16 protein-coding genes are annotated in these 17,654 nt (G+C 60.0%); 9 read left to right on the forward strand and 7 right to left on the reverse strand.

The genetic code is table 11. The features are described 5' to 3' along the window. Window positions 1-111 precede the first annotated feature (111 nt). On the forward strand, window positions 112-1,428 hold the full coding sequence (locus tag QK293_RS17155) for a bifunctional DedA family/phosphatase PAP2 family protein (protein ID WP_282379108.1): 1,317 nt from the start codon (window positions 112-114) through the stop codon (window positions 1,426-1,428). Here the strand turns inward: QK293_RS17155 and QK293_RS17160 are convergent, their stop codons facing one another. From QK293_RS17160 to QK293_RS17170, 3 genes are read right to left on the reverse strand one after another with little or no spacing between them, the layout of a single operon-like run. Next, a complete protein-coding gene (locus QK293_RS17160; protein ID WP_282379110.1) occupies window positions 1,429-2,019 on the reverse strand; it encodes an LON peptidase substrate-binding domain-containing protein in 591 nt (196 codons plus the stop codon). 10 nt (window positions 2,020-2,029) lie between these two features. Continuing rightward, window positions 2,030-2,746 carry an LrgB family protein gene (locus QK293_RS17165; RefSeq protein WP_282379112.1) on the reverse strand — a complete coding sequence of 239 codons (717 nt, stop codon included), beginning with the start codon at window positions 2,744-2,746 and terminating at the stop codon, window positions 2,030-2,032. Then, window positions 2,743-3,105: a CidA/LrgA family protein gene (locus QK293_RS17170; protein ID WP_282379114.1), complete on the reverse strand. Its 363-nt coding sequence runs from the start codon at window positions 3,103-3,105 to the stop codon at window positions 2,743-2,745. The genes QK293_RS17165 and QK293_RS17170 overlap by 4 nt, the downstream gene beginning before the upstream one ends. Window positions 3,106-3,300: 195 nt before the next feature. On the opposite strand from QK293_RS17170, the gene QK293_RS17175 reads away from it, so the two are divergent. The 3 genes from QK293_RS17175 (at window position 3,301) to QK293_RS17185 (ending at window position 6,257) form a co-directional block, all read left to right on the forward strand. Next, window positions 3,301-3,756 (forward strand): MaoC family dehydratase, encoded by a 456-nt coding sequence (locus QK293_RS17175; RefSeq protein WP_282379116.1) that lies wholly within the window; start codon window positions 3,301-3,303, stop codon window positions 3,754-3,756. A 113-nt stretch (window positions 3,757-3,869) separates the two neighbouring features. Next, window positions 3,870-5,588 carry a C13 family peptidase gene (locus QK293_RS17180; protein ID WP_282379118.1) on the forward strand — a complete coding sequence of 573 codons (1,719 nt, stop codon included), beginning with the start codon at window positions 3,870-3,872 and terminating at the stop codon, window positions 5,586-5,588. Window positions 5,589-5,615: 27 nt separating this feature from the next. Then, the gene (locus tag QK293_RS17185) at window positions 5,616-6,257 is read left to right on the forward strand and encodes an oxidoreductase (RefSeq protein ID WP_282379120.1); all 642 of its coding nucleotides are present in this window, start codon (window positions 5,616-5,618) and stop codon (window positions 6,255-6,257) included. Window positions 6,258-6,379: 122 nt separating this feature from the next. On the opposite strand, the gene QK293_RS17190 is transcribed toward QK293_RS17185, so the two are convergent. The 3 genes from QK293_RS17190 to mpl are packed head-to-tail and all read right to left on the reverse strand — an operon-like array spanning window position 6,380 to window position 8,635. After that, a complete protein-coding gene (locus QK293_RS17190; RefSeq protein WP_282379122.1) occupies window positions 6,380-6,664 on the reverse strand; it encodes a YceK/YidQ family lipoprotein in 285 nt (94 codons plus the stop codon). Continuing rightward, entirely contained in the window at window positions 6,657-7,289 is a 633-nt protein-coding gene (gene ubiX, locus QK293_RS17195; protein ID WP_282379124.1) for a flavin prenyltransferase UbiX, read from the reverse strand. Before ubiX ends, QK293_RS17190 begins: the two co-directional genes overlap by 8 nt. Beyond that, window positions 7,286-8,635, reverse strand: coding sequence for a UDP-N-acetylmuramate:L-alanyl-gamma-D-glutamyl-meso-diaminopimelate ligase (gene mpl / locus QK293_RS17200; RefSeq protein ID WP_282379126.1), 1,350 nt, complete (start codon window positions 8,633-8,635; stop codon window positions 7,286-7,288). Before mpl ends, ubiX begins: the two co-directional genes overlap by 4 nt. A gap of 197 nt (window positions 8,636-8,832) precedes the next feature. Between mpl and QK293_RS17205 the strand changes: the two genes are divergently transcribed. Continuing rightward, window positions 8,833-9,984: a molecular chaperone DnaJ gene (locus QK293_RS17205; protein ID WP_282379128.1), complete on the forward strand. Its 1,152-nt coding sequence runs from the start codon at window positions 8,833-8,835 to the stop codon at window positions 9,982-9,984. A 36-nt stretch (window positions 9,985-10,020) separates the two neighbouring features. Here QK293_RS17205 and QK293_RS17210 read toward each other — a convergent pair whose 3' ends face one another. Further along, complete coding sequence (locus tag QK293_RS17210; protein WP_282379130.1) at window positions 10,021-11,934, reverse strand: sigma-54-dependent Fis family transcriptional regulator; 1,914 nt, start codon at window positions 11,932-11,934, stop codon at window positions 10,021-10,023. 300 nt (window positions 11,935-12,234) lie between these two features. On the opposite strand from QK293_RS17210, the gene QK293_RS17215 reads away from it, so the two are divergent. The 4 genes from QK293_RS17215 to eutC all read left to right on the forward strand — a co-directional run bounded on the left by QK293_RS17215 (window position 12,235) and on the right by eutC (window position 17,599). Then, window positions 12,235-13,755, forward strand: coding sequence for an aldehyde dehydrogenase family protein (locus QK293_RS17215; protein ID WP_282379132.1), 1,521 nt, complete (start codon window positions 12,235-12,237; stop codon window positions 13,753-13,755). Window positions 13,756-13,871: 116 nt separating this feature from the next. Next, window positions 13,872-15,320 (forward strand): ethanolamine permease, encoded by a 1,449-nt coding sequence (gene eat / locus QK293_RS17220; RefSeq protein WP_282379134.1) that lies wholly within the window; start codon window positions 13,872-13,874, stop codon window positions 15,318-15,320. 51 nt (window positions 15,321-15,371) lie between these two features. Beyond that, the gene (locus QK293_RS17225) at window positions 15,372-16,766 is read left to right on the forward strand and encodes an ethanolamine ammonia-lyase subunit EutB (RefSeq protein ID WP_282379136.1); all 1,395 of its coding nucleotides are present in this window, start codon (window positions 15,372-15,374) and stop codon (window positions 16,764-16,766) included. A gap of 8 nt (window positions 16,767-16,774) precedes the next feature. Continuing rightward, complete coding sequence (gene eutC, locus QK293_RS17230; RefSeq protein ID WP_282379139.1) at window positions 16,775-17,599, forward strand: ethanolamine ammonia-lyase subunit EutC; 825 nt, start codon at window positions 16,775-16,777, stop codon at window positions 17,597-17,599. The last annotated feature ends 55 nt before the right edge of the window (window positions 17,600-17,654 follow it).

The raw sequence follows: 17,654 nt of genomic DNA on the forward strand, positions 1-17,654 counted from the left end.
ATGAAAATCCAATGTGGGAGCGAGCTTGCTCGCTCCCACAGGGGCTCTGTAGCGTTTTGAAAATTGCATTCGTCCCTTGGGGCCAATTGAATAGTCGATGGAGTTGTTTTTATGGGCCCATGGCTCGATAGCGTGACCGGTTGGTTGACGGTCAACCCGCAATGGCTGGCCGTCGCGGTGTTCATAGTGGCCTGCGTGGAATGCCTGGCGATTGCCGGGCTGATCGTGCCCGGCACGGTGCTGCTGTTTGCCGTGGCGGTGCTGGCCGGCAGCGGTGCGCTTTCGCTGGGCGAAACGCTATTGCTGGGCTTCCTCGGCGGCGTGTTGGGCGACATCATTTCGTACTTCCTCGGGCGACATTTCCATCAAAACATCCGGCGCCTGCCAGGGTTGCGCCATCATCCAGAATGGATCGCCGGGGCCGAGGCCTATTTCCAGCGTTACGGCATCGCCAGTCTTTTGGTCGGGCGTTTCATCGGCCCGCTGCGGCCGATGCTGCCGATGGTCGCCGGAATGTTCGACATGCCCTTCCCGCGCTTCGCCGCCGTTAGCCTGCTGGCCGCCGCCGGCTGGAGCGTCGCGTATCTGCTGCCCGGTTGGGCCACGGGTGCGGCCATTCGCTTACCATTGCCGGAAGGTTTCTGGCCTGAGACCGGAATCGTCGCCGGCAGCATCGCCGTCATGCTGGGCTTGAGCGTTACCAGCAGTCTGCGCCGCCATCGCAAGGCCACCGTGCTGATTACCGGGATGAGCTTTCTGATTCTGGCGGGACTGTTTATCGGCTATCCGCACCTGACCGCTCTCGATCAGGGCGTGATGACCCTGGTGCAGGAACACCGCAGCCCGTTGCTCGATGAGGTCGCTGTGACGTTCACGCTGATCGGCGAGTTCCGCAACATGCTGATCTTCAGCGCCCTGCTGACCGGCCTGTTGTTGCTCACCCGACAATGGCGACAAGCGGTCTTCGCCGGCAGCACTATGCTTTGCACCGCGTTGGGCAACACCGTGACCAAACATTTTTTCGCCCGCGTGCGCCCGGAAGTGCTGAGTGATCCTCTCACCAGCTACAGCATGCCCAGCGGCCATGCCTCAGGCTCCTTTGCGCTGTTTCTGACGCTAGCCGTGCTGGCCGGCCGCGGGCAACCACCTCGGATGCGTCTGACCTGGCTGCTGCTGGGTTGCTTGCCGGCGCTGGCGATTGCCCTGTCGCGGGTGTACCTGGGGGCGCACTGGCCAACGGATGTGGTGGCCGGCGCCATGCTGGCGGCGTGCGTATGTGCGGCGAGCTTGTGGCTGAGTCAGCGCCACGTACCGCTCGACGCCATGCCACCGAAGGTCTGGTGGCTGGTGTTGCCGGCGCTGGTGGCGTTGTTCGGATTCTTTGCTTTGCGACACTTACCGCATGCAATGCTGCGGTATGCCTACTGATCAGGCAAACAACTCACCCTGCAACTCATCCAGCAACGCCTGAATCGCATCCAGTCGCTGCTGCGGATCATCGAGTTGCAGCAGGTCGATCTTGTCCACTTCGGCAAACGGCAACAGATACGCCAACTGATTGGCCAGCGACTGTTGCCCAGTCGCTTCGGTGCCCATGTTCAACGCTTCGACCATCGGGTGTTCGGCCAAGGCTTTAAGCAGCGCAACCAGGTCGGCGTCCTCATCCTGCAGTGGTTGCTCAGGCTCGTCTTCGAGCCACTCGACCTCGGCGACGGTCAGATGATCGCGCTGAATCTCGGTGCGCAACACATTGAAACGCCGTCCGCCCTGCACCCGGATGCCCAACAACCCGTTGTCCTGCTGTTTGAAATCGGTGATCAGCGCTTCACACCCGACCTGCGCGTAGCCGGCCGGAGCAATGCCGACTTCTTCGCCGTCGAGGATGCACACCACGCCGAAGCCGCCGCCCTGTTTCATGCAGCGACTGATCATGTCCAGGTAGCGCGCCTCGAAAATCTGCAAATCGAGGATGCAGCCCGGAAACAGCACCGTGTTCAGCGGAAAAAGCGGCAAGCTCATAGACATTTCCTTACACCACCATCGACACCGCCAACGGCAGGAAAACTGCCGTGGCCACGCCCATCAGACTCATCGCCAGCGCCGCGAAGGCGCCGCATTCTTCACTTTCCTGCATCGCCACCGCCGTGCCGACCGCGTGGGCGGTCATGCCCAGCGCCATACCGCGCGCCTCGGGGCTGTGAACACCAAGCCGGGTCAAAAGACTCGGCCCGAAGATCGCCCCGATCACCCCAGTGATCAATACGAATACGGCCGCCAGCGCCGCGACGCCACCGATCTGTTCTGCCACCAGCATGGCAATCGGCGACGTCACCGACTTCGGTGCCATGGTCATCAGGATCATGTGCTCGGCACCAAACGACCAGCCCAGCAATACGCCCATGCCGGTGGCGACGACGCCACCTATCACCAGCGTAGTAAATATCGGCCAGAACAACTGCCGAATGCGTCGCAGATTGAGGTACAGCGGCACGGCCAGCGCCACGGTCGCAGGCCCGAGCAAGATGCTGAGGATCTCGGTGCTCTTACGGTACTCGGCATAGGTCAGGCCGCAGCCCACCAGTACGCCGATCACCAGCAGCATCGAGACCAGCACCGGTTGCAGAAAGATCCAGCGGGTTTTCTCGAACGCCGCCAACACCAGCTGATAAGCACCCAGCGTAATGCCGATGCCGAACAACGGATGATGAATCACCGACGCCCAGGCGCCGTGCCAGTCGAAGATCATTGGCCGTCCTCATGATGAGCGTGACGCTTGACCATGCGCTGCATCAGCACGCCGGCGAAGGCCAGGGACAGCAACAGTGACAACACCAGCGCGCCGACGATAGCCCAGAAATCCGCGGCAATGTCTTTGGCGTAAACCATCACACCCACGGCGGGCGGCACCAGCAGCAACGGCAGGTAACGCAGCAGACTACTGGCCGCGAGGTTCAGCGGTTCGCCGACCTCGCCACGGCCGATCAGGAACACCAGCAGTAACAGCAGGCCGACAATCGGCCCCGGCAGCACCGGTAAAAACAAGTGGTTGATGGCTGTGCCCAGCAATTGGAACAGCACCAGCCAGGTCAGGCCACGTAACAACATCCGTCATCTCCCGCCAAGATCATCCCGCACAAGCGGGCCGACCATTATAAGCACGCCAACGCTATAGACCGGCATTCGCCAAAAGCATGGACAGTTGACCGGAGCCATTTGCCATGTTGATCTAAAGTGGTAATCCGGGAGGTCAAATCCCCCCACCTCAAAACTATAAAACCGATGAACCCAAGGAGAGTCTCAATGCCCTATGTTCCCGTTGCAGAGCTCAAAGATTATGTCGGCAAGGAACTCGGACGTTCCGAATGGCTCACCATCGATCAGGAGCGCATCAACCTGTTCGCCGAAGCCACAGGGGATTATCAGTTCATCCACGTCGACCCGGTCAAAGCCGCGAAAACGCCATTTGGCAGCACCATTGCACACGGTTTCCTGTCGCTGTCGCTGATCCCCAAACTGATGGAGGACATCCTCATCCTGCCTGAAGGGGTGAAGATGGTGGTCAACTACGGCTTGGACAGCGTACGTTTCATCCAGCCAGTGAAGGTCAACTCCAGGGTTCGACTCAAGGTCGACATGAACGAAGTCACCGAGAAGAAACCCGGCCAATGGCTACTCAAGGCCACCGCCACGCTTGAGATCGAAGGCTCGGACAAACCGGCCTACATCGCCGAGCCACTGTCCCTCTGCTTCGTGTAAACCATCCCGGATGCGAAGCAGCTCTCGCTGTTTCGCGCCCTCTCCTGTTTTCCCGGCTATATAAGGTTATAGAGCTGCGGCATACTCGCTCGCTTAATTGCCCGGATCCCGCTATGCGCTCACTTGCACTCCTCGCTCTGACCCTATTGCTCACCGCTTGCGGCGACGGCGAATCGCTATTGCCCCCCGACGCCCGATTGCCGGACGGCGGACGCTATCGCGGTGAACTGGTCAACGGGTGGCTGCAAGGCCAGGGCCGTATCGATTACCCAAACGGCAGCTGGTACGCCGGCAACTTCGACAAGGGCCAATGGCATGGCCAGGGTGAGTGGCACGGCAGCAACGGCGAAGTCTATCGCGGGGAATTCAATCAAGGGCTGTTCGACGGCAAGGGCACACTGACCACCAGCGGCAGCAGCTTTACCGGCGGTTTCAAAGCCGGTCGACGGGACGGCGAAGGCACCCTCAAAGAAAACGGTATGACCTACCGCGGTGAATTCAAGGCCGATCAATATTCAGGGCTAGGTCGTCTGGAGCTCGAAGACGGCAGCTCATATCAGGGCCAGTTCGCCCACGGCAAACCCAACGGCGAAGGTCAGCGCGGCGACGCCAGCGGCAATCAGTTCACCGGGCATTTCGTCGACGGTCAGCTCGAAGGCAATGGGACGTTCAACAGCGCCGATGGCGATATCTATGTCGGCGGCTTCAAAAACAACCAACTGCACGGCAAGGGTCGCTACGAGAACGCCGACGGTGATGTCTGGCTCGGTCAGTTCAAGGAAGGATCACTGAACGGCAAGGGCGAGTTGATCGGCGCCGATGGCAGCCATTATATCGGCCAGTTCAGTGACTGGCGCTTCACCGGCCAAGGTCGATTGAACCTGTCCGACGGCAGCTTCTACATCGGCCAATTCGACGGTGACAGTTACTCGGGGCACGGTACCCTGGTGCTGACTGACGGCACGGTGCAAAGCGGTTCGTGGATCAATGGCCAGCGTGTTCGCGATGCCGATGGCAAGTTGCTGCCCGATAGCCTGGAACTCGGTTTGCTGGCCCAGGGCCGTTTGCTCGACGATGCACTGTTCAACGTGCCGGCCTCGACCCCGGCAGTCGAGTTGTACACCCTGACCGTCGGCGGTGACGGCAAGCAAAGCGTGTTCCTGCGCGAATCCGATTATGTCAGCAACATGCTCAGCAGCCGCTTTGGTGCGTTTGGCCAGCTCCGTCTGGTGAACCATCGCGACCACCTCGTCGACCGACCGATGGCCACCCGGGAAAACCTGCGCCGCGCCGCCGCCACCCTGGCCGAACGCAGCGGCCCGGAAGATTTGATCTTCATCTACATGACCAGCCACGGCACCAGCGAACACGAACTGGTGCTCGACCAGCCGCGCATGGAACTGTCCGATCTGCCGGCCGACGAACTCGCCACGGTGCTCGCTCCGCTGAAAAACCGCGACAAGATCATCGTGATTTCGTCCTGCTACTCCGGTGGCTTCATCCCCGCTCTCAAGGATGAACGCACGCTGATCATGACCGCCTCGCGCGCTGACCGCGTGTCCTTCGGCTGCTCCGAAGAAGCCAACTTCACCTACTTCGGCGACGCGCTGTTCGCCCAGGCACTGAACCAGACCGACGATCTGGAGCAAGCCTTCAAACTGGCCAGGGCCACCGTCGCCGAGCGCGAACTGGCAGACAGCTTCGAAGCCTCCGAGCCGCAGATCTGGGCACCGAAAACCGTCCTCTCCCACTGGCAGCTGTTACGCAAACAGCAGGCACGAAAAGCACTACAAAGTGTCTCTATCAGCAGCAAGGATGCGAAGAGCAACTAAGCTGAACAGTATCAGGGGGGAAACACTATGTACTTGACGCCTCAGCACGTATTGCTTGCCGGAGCTACCGGGTTAACCGGTGAACATTTGCTTGATCGTCTGCTCAATGAGCCAACGATTTCAAGGGTACTAGCCCCCTCACGCCGGCCATTGGCCGAACACCCCCATCTTGAGAACCCTGTCGGCGATCCGGCGGTGTTCCTGCCGCAATTGAACGGCCGCGTCGACATCGCCTACTGCTGCCTCGGCACCACCTTCAAGCAGGCCGGTTCGGAACAGGCGTTTCGCGCGGTGGACCTGGACATGGTGGTGGCGTTCGCCAAACGTGCGCGGGAAATGGGTGCACGGCACCTGATCGTGATCAGTGCCTTGGGGGCCGATCGGAGATCCTCGATTTTCTACAACCGGGTCAAAGGCGAGATGGAATACGCACTGCGCGCACAGGATTGGCCGCAGCTGACCATTTGCCGACCTTCGTTGCTGCTCGGCGAGCGACTCGAACCGCGCATGGCCGAGCAATTCGCCGGGCCATTGTCGCGCTTGATCCCCGGCAAATACCGTGGCATCGAAGCCTGTCAACTGGCCAGAGCCATGTGGCGACTGGCGCTGGAAGAGCAGGATGGGGTGCGGATTGTTGAGTCGGATGAGTTGCGCAAGTTAGGTAAATAACGCCCTACAAAGATCGTTCCCACGCTCTGCGTGGGAATGCAGCCCGGGACGCTCCGCGTCCCAATGCGGACGCAGAGCGTCCATTGAGGCATTCCCACGCGGAGCGTGGGAACGATCAAATGCTACAACCCGCCCGTCGCCTGAAAACTAACCCCGATCACCGTCAGTACCGACAGCGGCAATAGCAGCGTGTCGAGCAACGCACTGGCCGGCAGGTCGATACCCGGATAGCTCGGGGCTTCGGCACCGAAGCGGTCCATGGCGCAGCAACCACCGTTCATGGCATATAAATCCAGACGCGTCCCCGAATACACCACTGGCGCACCTGGTTTGGCGGCATCCAGCGTGCGCGCCGTGGCGCAGCCAGCCAATTGCAACGCCAGCACAATCGTCAGTAGCTTATTCATCGCTGGTCAGATGGTGTTCGCCCCAACGCGGCAGCATGTCCTGGGGAATATTCAGCAGATTAAGAATTCGCGCCACGACGAAATCGATCAGGTCGTCGATGGTTTGCGGCTGATGATAAAAACCTGGCGACGCCGGCAGAATCGTCACACCCATGTTCGACAGCTTGAGCATGTTCTCCAGATGGATGCTTGAATACGGCGCCTCCCGCGGCACCAGAATCAGCTGACGGCGCTCCTTCAAGGTGACGTCGGCGGCACGCTCGATCAGGTTGTTGCAGGCTCCCGTCGCGATGGCCGACAAGGTCCCCGTGGAACACGGCACCACCACCATCGCCGCCGGCGAGCCGGAGCCCGAGGCTACCGGTGACATCCAGTCTTCCTTGCCGTACACGCGAATTTGCCCGGCGGCAGCGCCGGTGTACTCGGTGAGGAAGGCCTGCATCATTTGGGTTTTTGGCGGCAACGTAACGTCAGTCTCGGTGGCCATCACCAGTTGCGCAGCCTTGGAGATCAGGAAATGCACCTCGCGGTCTTCGCGTACCAGACAGTCCAGCAGGCGCAAACCATATTGAGCGCCCGAAGCGCCAGTCATCGCCAGCGTGATGCGTTCCGGGCCGTTGTTCATTGCAGCGCCTCGGCCAGTTTGCCGTGCAGGCCGCCGAAGCCGCCATTGCTCATGATCACCACGTGAGTGCCGGGCTGGGCCTGGCTCTTCACACGCTCGATGATGCCTTCCAGCGAATCGCTGACGATCGACGGTACCGTGCACAACGCGGCGGTAGCCCCCAGATCCCACCCGAGGTTGGCCGGCGCGTACCAGATCACCTGATCGGCATCGACCACGCTTTCAGGCAAGCCGTCGCGGTGAGCACCGAGTTTCATGGAGTTGGAGCGCGGCTCGATGATCGCAATCAACGGTGCATCGCCGATGCGCTTGCGCAGGCCGTCGAGGGTCGTCGCAATAGCCGTCGGATGGTGAGCGAAGTCGTCGTAAATGGTAATGCCACGGACCTCCGCGACTTTCTCCATCCGGCGCTTGACGCTTTTGAATGCGCTCAGAGCAGCGACGCCCATGGACGGCACCACGCCGACATGGCGGGCGGCAGCCAATGTGGCCAAGGCGTTGGCGACGTTGTGCTGACCGGTCATGTCCCACTCGACCACACCTTGGGCAACACCTTCGAACATCACTTCGAACTTCGAACCGTCTTCACTGTGCAGTTTGACCTGCCATTGACCGCCGGCACCGGTGGTTTGCACCGGGGTCCAGCAGCCCATCTCGATCACTCGCTGCAATGCAGGCTCGGTGGTCGGATGGATCACCAGGCCTTCGCTCGGGATGGTCCGCACCAAATGATGGAATTGGCGCTCAATGGCTGGCAGATCGGGGAAGATGTCGGCGTGATCGTATTCCAGGTTGTTCAGGATCGCCGTGCGCGGGCGGTAGTGAACGAACTTGGAGCGCTTGTCGAAGAACGCGCTGTCGTACTCGTCGGCTTCGATCACGAAGAACGGTGTGCCACCCAAGCGAGCGGACACCGAGAAGTTTTGCGGCACGCCGCCGATCAGGAAACCCGGGCTCATGCCCGCGTGCTCGAGCACCCAGGCGAGCATGCTGCTGGTGGTGGTTTTGCCGTGAGTACCGGCAACGGCCAGTACCCAGCGACCTTGCAGCACGTGATCCGCCAGCCATTGCGGGCCGGAGACGTACGGCAGGCCTTTGTTCAGCACGTATTCGACAGCCGGGTTGCCGCGGGACATGGCATTGCCAATCACCACCAGATCCGGTGCCGGATCAAGCTGCGCCGGGTCGTAACCTTGGGTCAACTCAATGCCCTGAGCCTCAAGCTGAGTGCTCATCGGCGGATAGACGTTGGCATCGGAGCCCGTCACGTGATGGCCCAGCTCTTTGGCCAGAACCGCCATCGAACCCATGAAAGTGCCGCAGATACCAAGAATATGAATGTGCATAGTCGACCTCGTAAACATGGCCGCAGGTTAGCGTAGGGTGGGGGAAATCGCACCTTGTGTTTAGACTGACCGACGATGACTTCCCATTACGCTACTCGACATTCAGAATCGGCCCACGCTGTGGGACAGCACAGTACGGCTAGGTTTTCCTTGATAATACCGCCCTTACCTCCTGGATGACTGCTCGGAAACTGCTCATGAATAACAAGACGTCTCAACTCAGCATCACGCCTGGGTCAAGCACGAAAAAACTGTCCGCCGGGCAGCGGAAATTCAACGGACTTGTCAAAAAAATCGAAAAGCAGCGCCAGACGCTCCTGGCATGGGAAACCGCCACCCCTATATATATTGAACGCTGGCGCGAGGAGTTCATTCCTCAGTTCCACACCTTTAGTCAACGCTCGCTTGAGCTTGTGCAGGTTCTGGATGAACTCAGCGAACGGATCAAACTCTCGAAAACCGATCGTCACACGTTGATTCAGGAAATTTGCGCCCAGACCTTGTCGTTGATCGATAGCGGCAACTACACCGATGAAGATAAAGCCACCTTAAAAGCGCTGTACAACAAGCACAGCGGTCGTGACTTCGATGCCGACGCGAGTGAAGGCGACGAGTTATTGAAACAGGGATTGCAAGAGATATTCGGCGTTGATTTGGGCGACGATATCGACACGCTATCGGCTGAGGAAATTGCGCAAAAAATGCACGAGCGCCTGTGGACCGAGCAAACGGCGCAGCAGCAGCAAAGCACCGGCAAAAAAACCGCAAGCCACCTGCGCCAGGAAGCGGACGCCGCCCAAGCCAGCCAATCTGTGCGCGAGATTTATCGCAAGCTGGCCAGTGCCCTGCACCCCGATCGAGAAACTGACCCCGACGAGCGCGAACGCAAAACCGTGCTGATGCAACGAGTCAACCACGCCTATGGCGAACGGAACCTGCTTGATCTGCTGCAACTGCAATTGGAAATCGAGCACATCAGCGCAGACACCCTTGATGCACTTCCCGCTGATCGGCTTAAACATTACAACCAGGTATTGTCCGAGCAACTCGGAAAGCTGCAAGACGAAGTGTTCGAAAGGGAGCTGGCGTTCAAACAGCAATTCCAGCTCGATCCGTTCGATGAGGTGACCCCCAAGAACCTGGCTGGCAAGTACCAATATCAGCTCAACAGGCTAATCAACGACACCGAAGAGCTGAACGGCCTGCGCGAAGAACTGAAGGATCCCAAAATTTTGAAAGCCTGGCTCAAGGCGCAAAGGGAGTATCAGAAGGAGATGGACGCCATGGACCTTGAAGCGGACCTGTTCGATGAACAGTTCGACGAGCTCCCGGATTCGTTATTCCGCTGAATATCGGTCATCGGGTTTGACTCAACTCCACGCTCCTTAACGAGCAATCCCATGCTTGCGCAACTTTCTATAAAGGGTGTTGCGGCTGACGCCCAATTGCTCGGCGGTGTGGGTCATGTGCCAGCGCTGTTCTTCCAGGGCATTAAGCAGCGCCAGCCGCTCGGCATCCTCCAGCGGATGCTCCGATGGCTGTTCAGGGGCAGCGACCGGTAGCAGCCGATCCTGACGAATCATCGTCGGCAAATCCTCAAGGCCAATCCGCCCGCCATCACACAACGCCGCCAACGTGCGCAGCACATTGCGCAATTGCCGCACGTTCCCCGGCCAGGAGAAGGCCAGCAACGCCTGGCGTGCCGGACTGTCGATCAGTACGGTTTCCCCGCCTGCCTCTTCGGCCAGCAAAAAGTCGAGCAACTGGGACTTATCACTGCGATCACGCAACGCCGGCAAAGCAACTTCCAGCCCATTGAGCCGGTAATACAAATCTTCGCGGAAGTTGCCGTCCTGCACCCGCTCCAGCAAGTTACGGTGAGTGGCGCTGATGATCCGCACATTGACCGATTCCGGCTCGCCGCCGATCGGCACCACCTGACGGTCTTCCAGCACCCTTAATAGTCGGGTCTGCAAGGCCAGGGGCATGTCGCCGATTTCATCGAGGAACAAGGTCCCGCCATCGGCCTGCTGCAACTTGCCGCGCATGCCTTCCTTGCGCGCGCCAGTAAAGCTGCCGCCGCGATAGCCAAACAGTTCGCTCTCGATCAGGCTTTCGGGGATGGCGGCGCAGTTGAGCGCGACGAAGGCTTTATCTGCCCGCCGGCTGGCCTGGTGGACGGCTTTGGCAAACGCTTCTTTGCCGGATCCGGTTTCGCCGTTGATCAGTAGCGGTACGTCCCGCTCGAACACGCGCAAGGATTTGCGGAAGTCTTCCTGCAACCCGGTGTCGCCCAGACAAATGCCCGCCAAGCGCGAAGGTTCGACGATCACCGGGCTTTGCACCACCGGCACCGGAATGCTGCGCGGCTGCCCACGCAACACGGCAAACAGACTCCGCCCGTCGCGCGTGCGCAACGGCCAACTGGCGCTGGCATTGACGCTGGCGCGGCCGAGCAATTCATCCAGCGAGCAGTCGAAAAACGCCTCCACCGGTTTGCCCAGCAGCCCACCGCGAATATGCCCCAACAGGTTCAGCGCACTTTGGTTGACCGCGCTGATCCGCCCTTCCCCGTCAAACGCCAGCAACCCTTCGCTGAACAACCCGACGGATTCGGCCTGAAGGTGAAAACGCAGCAGCCATTGATTGTCGAAATAACGCAGGAAATAGCAGCTCTCGATCATCTTCGCTGAAAGATTGACCATGGCCATGGTGTGGAACTGACTTTGACGAGAGACTTCGTGGCGCGCCGAGGACACGTCGAGCACCGCCAGCAGTTCGCCGTGAGGGTCGAACACCGGGCTCGCCGAGCAGGTCAACCCGGTGTGACGGCCGCGAAAGTGCTCGTCTTGATGGATGGTCAGGGACTGACGCTCCACCAGACAGGTGCCGATGCCGTTCGTGCCTTCGCACGCTTCACTCCAGTCAGCGCCGAGCCAGAGGCCGGCGCGTTCGAAGATCTTCCGTTCAGCCGGTGCGGTGACGCAGTTGAGGATCACGCCGCGGGCGTCGGTCAGCAAGACCGCATGGCCGGCGCCGGAGAGTTGCTGATGAAGGCTGGTCATTTCGCTGCCGGCGATGTGCAGCACTTGCTGCAAGCGCTCGCGGCTTTCCAGTACGCGGCCATGTTCCAGCACCGTGGGTGCCATGGCCAGGGCCGGGTCGAGGTGATAATCCTCAAGACAACGCAGCCAGGAACGGGCAATCGACGGATCGCTGCCGGGACCGTGCAGGTGGGTTTTCCCCTGAGTGACGGTCAGCACCTGCTGGGCATGGCGACTCAAATGGTTGTCGTGCATTTCTTATTGTTCTCCCCGGGGCTCGGCGACCCGTGCGTGAGGTGACGCCCAGCATCCTCCAGCCAACGGAGCATTGCAATGCTGGCGAGACCGCCCCGTCACACGTTGTGCCAGAAGCGGTACAAAGTGTCATCAAGGCTGTACCGAAAGCGTCACAGGCAACGTCCACCGGTCCGACAAAAACTGTGTAAGGCCTTGATTTGCCTGACCTGCAAGGCAGTGGCCCGACCTTTGCTCTACGCTTATAGCAAGCGCACATGCGCTCTCCCTTATAAGCACAAAAGCCAAGGAGAATTCACCATGCGTTACGCTCACCCCGGTACTGAAGGCGCTATCGTTTCGTTCAAGAGCAAATACGGTAACTACATCGGCGGCGAGTTCGTCGCGCCTGTTAAAGGTCAGTACTTCACCAATACCTCGCCAGTGAATGGCCAACCGATTGCCGAATTCCCGCGCTCCACGGCCGAAGACATCGACAAAGCCTTGGACGCTGCCCACGCGGCCGCCGATGCCTGGGGCGCCACGTCCGTCCAGGCTCGCTCGCTGGTGCTGCTGAAAATCGCCGACCGCATCGAACAGAACCTGGAAGTCCTGGCAATCACCGAGTCTTGGGACAACGGCAAAGCCGTGCGCGAAACCCTCAACGCCGACATCCCGCTGGCAGCCGACCACTTCCGCTACTACGCCGGTTGCATCCGCGCCCAGGAAGGCAGCGCCGCCGAGATCGATGGCAACACTGTGGCCTATCACATCCATGAACCATTGGGCGTGGTCGGGCAGATCATCCCGTGGAACTTCCCGATCCTGATGGCCGCCTGGAAACTCGCCCCGGCCCTGGCGGCCGGTAACTGCGTGGTGCTCAAGCCGGCCGAACAAACGCCACTGGGCATTACCGTGCTGATGGAGCTGATCGGCGACCTGCTGCCGCCGGGCGTGCTGAACGTAGTACAAGGCTTCGGCAAAGAAGCTGGCGAAGCGCTGGCCACCAGCAAACGCATTGCCAAGATCGCCTTCACCGGCTCGACCCCGGTCGGCTCGCACATCATGAAATGCGCCGCCGAAAACATCATTCCGTCCACCGTGGAGCTGGGCGGCAAGTCGCCGAACATCTTCTTCGCCGACATCATGCAAGCCGAAGAAACCTTCATCGAAAAAGCCGCCGAAGGCCTGGTGCTGGCGTTCTTCAACCAGGGCGAAGTCTGCACCTGCCCGTCCCGCGCGCTGGTGCAAGAGTCGATCTACGACGACTTCATGAAAGTCGTGATGAAAAAAGTCCTGTCGATCAAACGTGGCGACCCGCTGGACACCGACACCATGGTCGGCGCCCAGGCGTCCGAGCAGCAATTCGACAAAATCCTTTCGTACCTGGAAATCGCCAAGGGCGAAGGCGCCGAGCTGCTGACCGGCGGCAAGGTGGAAAAACTCGAGGGCAACCTGGCGACTGGGTACTACATCCAGCCGACCCTGCTCAAGGGCACCAACAAAATGCGTGTATTCCAGGAAGAAATCTTTGGCCCGGTGGTGAGCATCACCACTTTCAAAGACGAAGCCGAAGCCCTGGCCATTGCCAACGACACCGAGTTCGGCCTGGGTGCCGGTCTCTGGACCCGCGACATCAACCGCGCCTATCGCATGGGCCGCGCCATCAAGGCCGGTCGTGTGTGGACCAACTGCTACCACCTGTACCCGGCGCACGCCGCGTTCGGCGGTTACAAAAAATCCGGCGTCGGTCGTGAAACCCACAAAATGATGCTCGACCACTATCAGCAGACCAAAAACCTGTTGGTGAGCTACGACATCAATCCACTGGGCTTCTTCTAAAAGCGTCTGCCGCAAGCAAGCCACTCTCCTTGTGGGAGTGAGCTTGCTTGCACCTCGGGCCTTCGTGCCAACCCGGCACCACGCCGGCCAAAAACAATAAGAACAGGTGAACTCCTATGCGTAGCGATCAAGCCAGCGTGCAGCCGGCTACCTCCTCGGTCGACTTCGAAAAAGTCGACTCCGACTATTTCCAGCAACGGGAACTGAAAAAAGGTGCGGCAGGCTGGGTCCTGCTAGTGGGTCTGGGCGTGGCCTACGTCATCTCGGGCGATTACGCAGGATGGAACTTCGGACTGGCCCAGGGTGGCTGGGGCGGCATGTTTATCGCCACGTTGCTGATGGCGACCATGTACCTGTGTATGTGCTTTTCCTTGGCGGAACTGTCGTCCATGATCCCTACCGCCGGTGGCGGCTACGGTTTTGCCCGTAGCGCATTCGGCCCCTGGGGCGGATTCCTGACGGGTACCGCGATCCTGATCGAATACGCCATCGCACCCGCAGCGATCGCGGTATTTATCGGCGCCTATTGCGAGTCACTGTTCGGCATCGGTGGCTGGATGATTTACCTGGCGTTCTACATCATCTTTATCGCCATCCACATTTTCGGGGTCGGCGAAGCCCTGAAACTGATGTTCGTCATCACCGCCGTCGCCGCCCTGGCGCTGGGTGTATTTTTGGTGGCGATGGTGCCGCACTTCAGCGTCGCCAACCTGCTCGACATCCCGGTGACCGAGGCCAAGGGCGCCAGCAGCTTCCTGCCGTTCGGCTACGTCGGCGTGTGGGCGGCCATTCCCTACGCGATCTGGTTTTTCCTGGCTGTTGAAGGTGTGCCACTGGCGGCAGAAGAAACCAAAAACCCGAAACGCGACCTGCCACGCGGGTTGATTGGCGCAATGCTGGTGCTGGTGACCTTTGCCCTGCTGATTCTGGTAATTGGCCCTGGCGGTGCGGGCGCCAATGCGTTGATGACCTCGGGTAACCCGTTGGTCGAAGCGCTGAGCAAAGCCTATGGCGGCTCGACCTGGATGGGCCACTTCGTCAATCTGGTGGGCCTCGCGGGCCTGATCGCCAGTTTCTTCTCGATCATCTACGCCTACTCGCGGCAGATCTTTGCGCTGTCCCGCGCCGGCTACCTGCCGCGCAAACTGTCAGAAACCAACAAAAGCAAGGCTCCCGTATTGGCACTGATTATTCCCGGCATCATCGGATTCGGCTTGTCGCTGACCGGTCAGGGTGACTTGCTGATTCTGGTGGCAGTGTTCGGCGCGACCATTTCTTACGTCTTGATGATGGCGGCGCACATCACACTGCGTATTCGGCGCCCCAAAATGGACCGGCCATATCGCACGCCGGGCGGTATCTTCACCTCGGGTGTCGCGCTGGTGCTGGCTTGCATCGCCGTGGTGGCGGGTTTTCTGGTGGACCCGCGTGTAGTGATTGGCGCTGCGATCATCTATGGAGTGTTAATTGCTTACTTTGCCTTCTACAGTCGGCATCACCTCGTAGCAGGCACGCCCGAAGAAGAATTCGCGGCTATTCAGAAAGCTGAAGAAGCCCTGCACTAAGGGCCGAAAATTACGGCGCAGACCCCATCTGCGCCGTCACGGAGAATCTGTATGGCTAGTTTTGCTCACACTGTCGGTGGCCTGACTTATCGCTTCGAAAGCCTCAAGGAGGTGATGGCCAAGGCCAGTCCGGCACGTTCAGGGGATTTCCTGGCTGGCGTCGCGGCACTTAACGATGGCGAGCGCGTTGCCGCGCAGATGGCCTTGGCTGACATCCCGCTCACTCATTTCCTACAGGAAGTGCTGATTCCTTATGAGGCCGATGAAGTCACCCGACTGATCATCGACACTCACGACAAACAAGCCTTCGCTACGGTCAGCCACCTCACCGTCGGTGGGTTCCGCGACTGGCTGCTCAGCGACGCCGCCGATGAACAGAGCCTGCGCACCCTCGCCCCCGGCCTGACCCCGGAAATGGCCGCCGCCGTGTCAAAAATCATGCGCGTGCAGGATCTGGTGCTGGTGGCTCAGAAAATTCGCGTGGTCACACAGTTTCGCGGCACGATGGGTTTGCGCGGCCGGTTATCCACACGCCTGCAACCCAACCACCCCACTGACGAACCGGCCGGCATCGCCGCGAGCGTTTTGGACGGCCTGCTGTATGGCAATGGCGACGCGATGATCGGCATCAACCCGGCCACCGACAGCATCGCTTCGATCTGCGCCATGCTGGAAATGCTCGACGCAATCATTCAGCGCTACGAAATTCCTACACAGGCCTGCGTTTTGACCCACGTCACCACGTCTATCGAAGCGGTGAATCGCGGTGTCCCGCTGGACCTGGTGTTTCAATCGATCGCCGGCACCGAAGCGGCCAACGCCAGTTTCGGTATCAACCTGAACGTGCTGCAGGAAGGCTACGACGCCGGTTTGAGCCTGAATCGCGGCACGCTCGGCCAAAATCTGATGTATTTCGAGACCGGACAGGGCAGCGCCCTGTCAGCCAACGCCCACCACGGCATCGATCAACAGACCTGCGAAACCCGCGCCTACGCCGTGGCCCGACATTTCAAACCGTTCCTGGTGAACACCGTCGTAGGATTCATCGGCCCGGAATACCTCTACAACGGTAAACAGATCATCCGCGCCGGCCTCGAAGACCACTTCTGCGGCAAGTTGCTGGGCGTACCGATGGGTTGCGATATCTGTTACACCAACCACGCCGAAGCCGACCAGGACGACATGGACACCCTGCTGACCCTGCTGGGCGTGGCCGGGATCAATTTCATCATGGGCATCCCCGGCTCCGATGACATCATGCTCAACTACCAGACCACATCGTTCCACGACGCCCTCTACGCCCGCCAAACCCTGGGCCTGAAACCGGCGCCGGAATTCGAACAATGGCTGGCAAAAATGGGCATCTTCACCCAGGCGGATGGCAAGATTCACTTCGGTGACAGCCTGCCGCCGGCTTTCCGTCAAGCGATGGCGCAACTGGGATGAGTGTTGAAATGGATAAACCACCCGCTGATCCACATAACCCGTTGCTGGAACTGCGTCGCCTGACCCCGGCGCGGATCGCCTTGGGAAGAACCGGCACCAGCATGCCGACCAGCGCACAGCTGGATTTCCAGTACGCCCACGCTCAAGCGCGGGATGCAGTGCACTTGCCGTTCGACCCTGCGGGGCTGAGCTCGCAACTGGCCGAATGCGGGCGCGAGAGTGTGCTGCTGCATAGCGCGGCCGCGGATCGAAACAGCTATTTGCAGCGCCCCGATTTGGGGCGCAAATTGAGTGACGAGTCGGCGCAAACTCTGCGCGATTATGCGTTGGCCCATCCTGGCGGGGTGGATCTGGCGATCGTCGTCGCCGATGGCTTGTCGGCACTGGCCGTTCATCGCCATACCCTGCCGTTTCTGGCGCGGGTGGAAGAACAGGTTTCAGCCGAGGGTTGGTCTGTGTCTCCGGTGATTCTGGTGGAACAGGGCCGAGTCGCGGTGGCCGACGAGATCGGCGAATTGCTGGGTGCAAAAATGGTGGTGATCCTGATCGGCGAACGCCCTGGCCTCAGCTCCCCGGACAGCCTGGGGTTGTATCTCACCTACAATCCCAGGATCGGGCTGACGGATGCCTATCGCAACTGCATCTCCAATGTCCGCCTCGAAGGCCTGAGTTATGGCATGGCGGCACACCGTTTGCTGTATTTGATGCGCGAGGCCTGCCGGCGGCAGTTGTCAGGGGTCAATCTAAAGGACGAAGCCCAGATTCAGACACTGGAGTCGGACGCAGGAGCAGGCATGAAAGGTAATTTCCTACTGAGTCCGCCGCAAGCCTGAACCGTTTCCGCATTGCGTTTCTGATCCAGTTTCAGGCAGGATCGACGCACGGCTG

Source organism: Pseudomonas sp. AL03, assembly GCF_029960815.1.
In the GTDB taxonomy this organism is placed as follows: Bacteria; Pseudomonadota; Gammaproteobacteria; order Pseudomonadales; family Pseudomonadaceae; genus Aquipseudomonas.

What these genes read in the sequence shown, in the direction of transcription:
- QK293_RS17155 (WP_282379108.1), top strand. Translation starts at nt 112, where the DNA reads ATGGGCCCATGGCTCGATAGCGTGACCGGTTGGTTGACGGTCAACCCG.
- QK293_RS17160 (WP_282379110.1), bottom strand. Translation starts at nt 2,019, where the DNA reads ATGAGCTTGCCGCTTTTTCCGCTGAACACGGTGCTGTTTCCGGGCTGC.
- QK293_RS17165 (WP_282379112.1), bottom strand. Translation starts at nt 2,746, where the DNA reads ATGATCTTCGACTGGCACGGCGCCTGGGCGTCGGTGATTCATCATCCG.
- QK293_RS17170 (WP_282379114.1), bottom strand. Translation starts at nt 3,105, where the DNA reads ATGTTGTTACGTGGCCTGACCTGGCTGGTGCTGTTCCAATTGCTGGGC.
- QK293_RS17175 (WP_282379116.1), top strand. Translation starts at nt 3,301, where the DNA reads ATGCCCTATGTTCCCGTTGCAGAGCTCAAAGATTATGTCGGCAAGGAA.
- QK293_RS17180 (WP_282379118.1), top strand. Translation starts at nt 3,870, where the DNA reads ATGCGCTCACTTGCACTCCTCGCTCTGACCCTATTGCTCACCGCTTGC.
- QK293_RS17185 (WP_282379120.1), top strand. Translation starts at nt 5,616, where the DNA reads ATGTACTTGACGCCTCAGCACGTATTGCTTGCCGGAGCTACCGGGTTA.
- QK293_RS17190 (WP_282379122.1), bottom strand. Translation starts at nt 6,664, where the DNA reads ATGAATAAGCTACTGACGATTGTGCTGGCGTTGCAATTGGCTGGCTGC.
- ubiX (WP_282379124.1), bottom strand. Translation starts at nt 7,289, where the DNA reads ATGAACAACGGCCCGGAACGCATCACGCTGGCGATGACTGGCGCTTCG.
- mpl (WP_282379126.1), bottom strand. Translation starts at nt 8,635, where the DNA reads ATGCACATTCATATTCTTGGTATCTGCGGCACTTTCATGGGTTCGATG.
- QK293_RS17205 (WP_282379128.1), top strand. Translation starts at nt 8,833, where the DNA reads ATGAATAACAAGACGTCTCAACTCAGCATCACGCCTGGGTCAAGCACG.
- QK293_RS17210 (WP_282379130.1), bottom strand. Translation starts at nt 11,934, where the DNA reads ATGCACGACAACCATTTGAGTCGCCATGCCCAGCAGGTGCTGACCGTC.
- QK293_RS17215 (WP_282379132.1), top strand. Translation starts at nt 12,235, where the DNA reads ATGCGTTACGCTCACCCCGGTACTGAAGGCGCTATCGTTTCGTTCAAG.
- eat (WP_282379134.1), top strand. Translation starts at nt 13,872, where the DNA reads ATGCGTAGCGATCAAGCCAGCGTGCAGCCGGCTACCTCCTCGGTCGAC.
- QK293_RS17225 (WP_282379136.1), top strand. Translation starts at nt 15,372, where the DNA reads ATGGCTAGTTTTGCTCACACTGTCGGTGGCCTGACTTATCGCTTCGAA.
- eutC (WP_282379139.1), top strand. Translation starts at nt 16,775, where the DNA reads ATGGATAAACCACCCGCTGATCCACATAACCCGTTGCTGGAACTGCGT.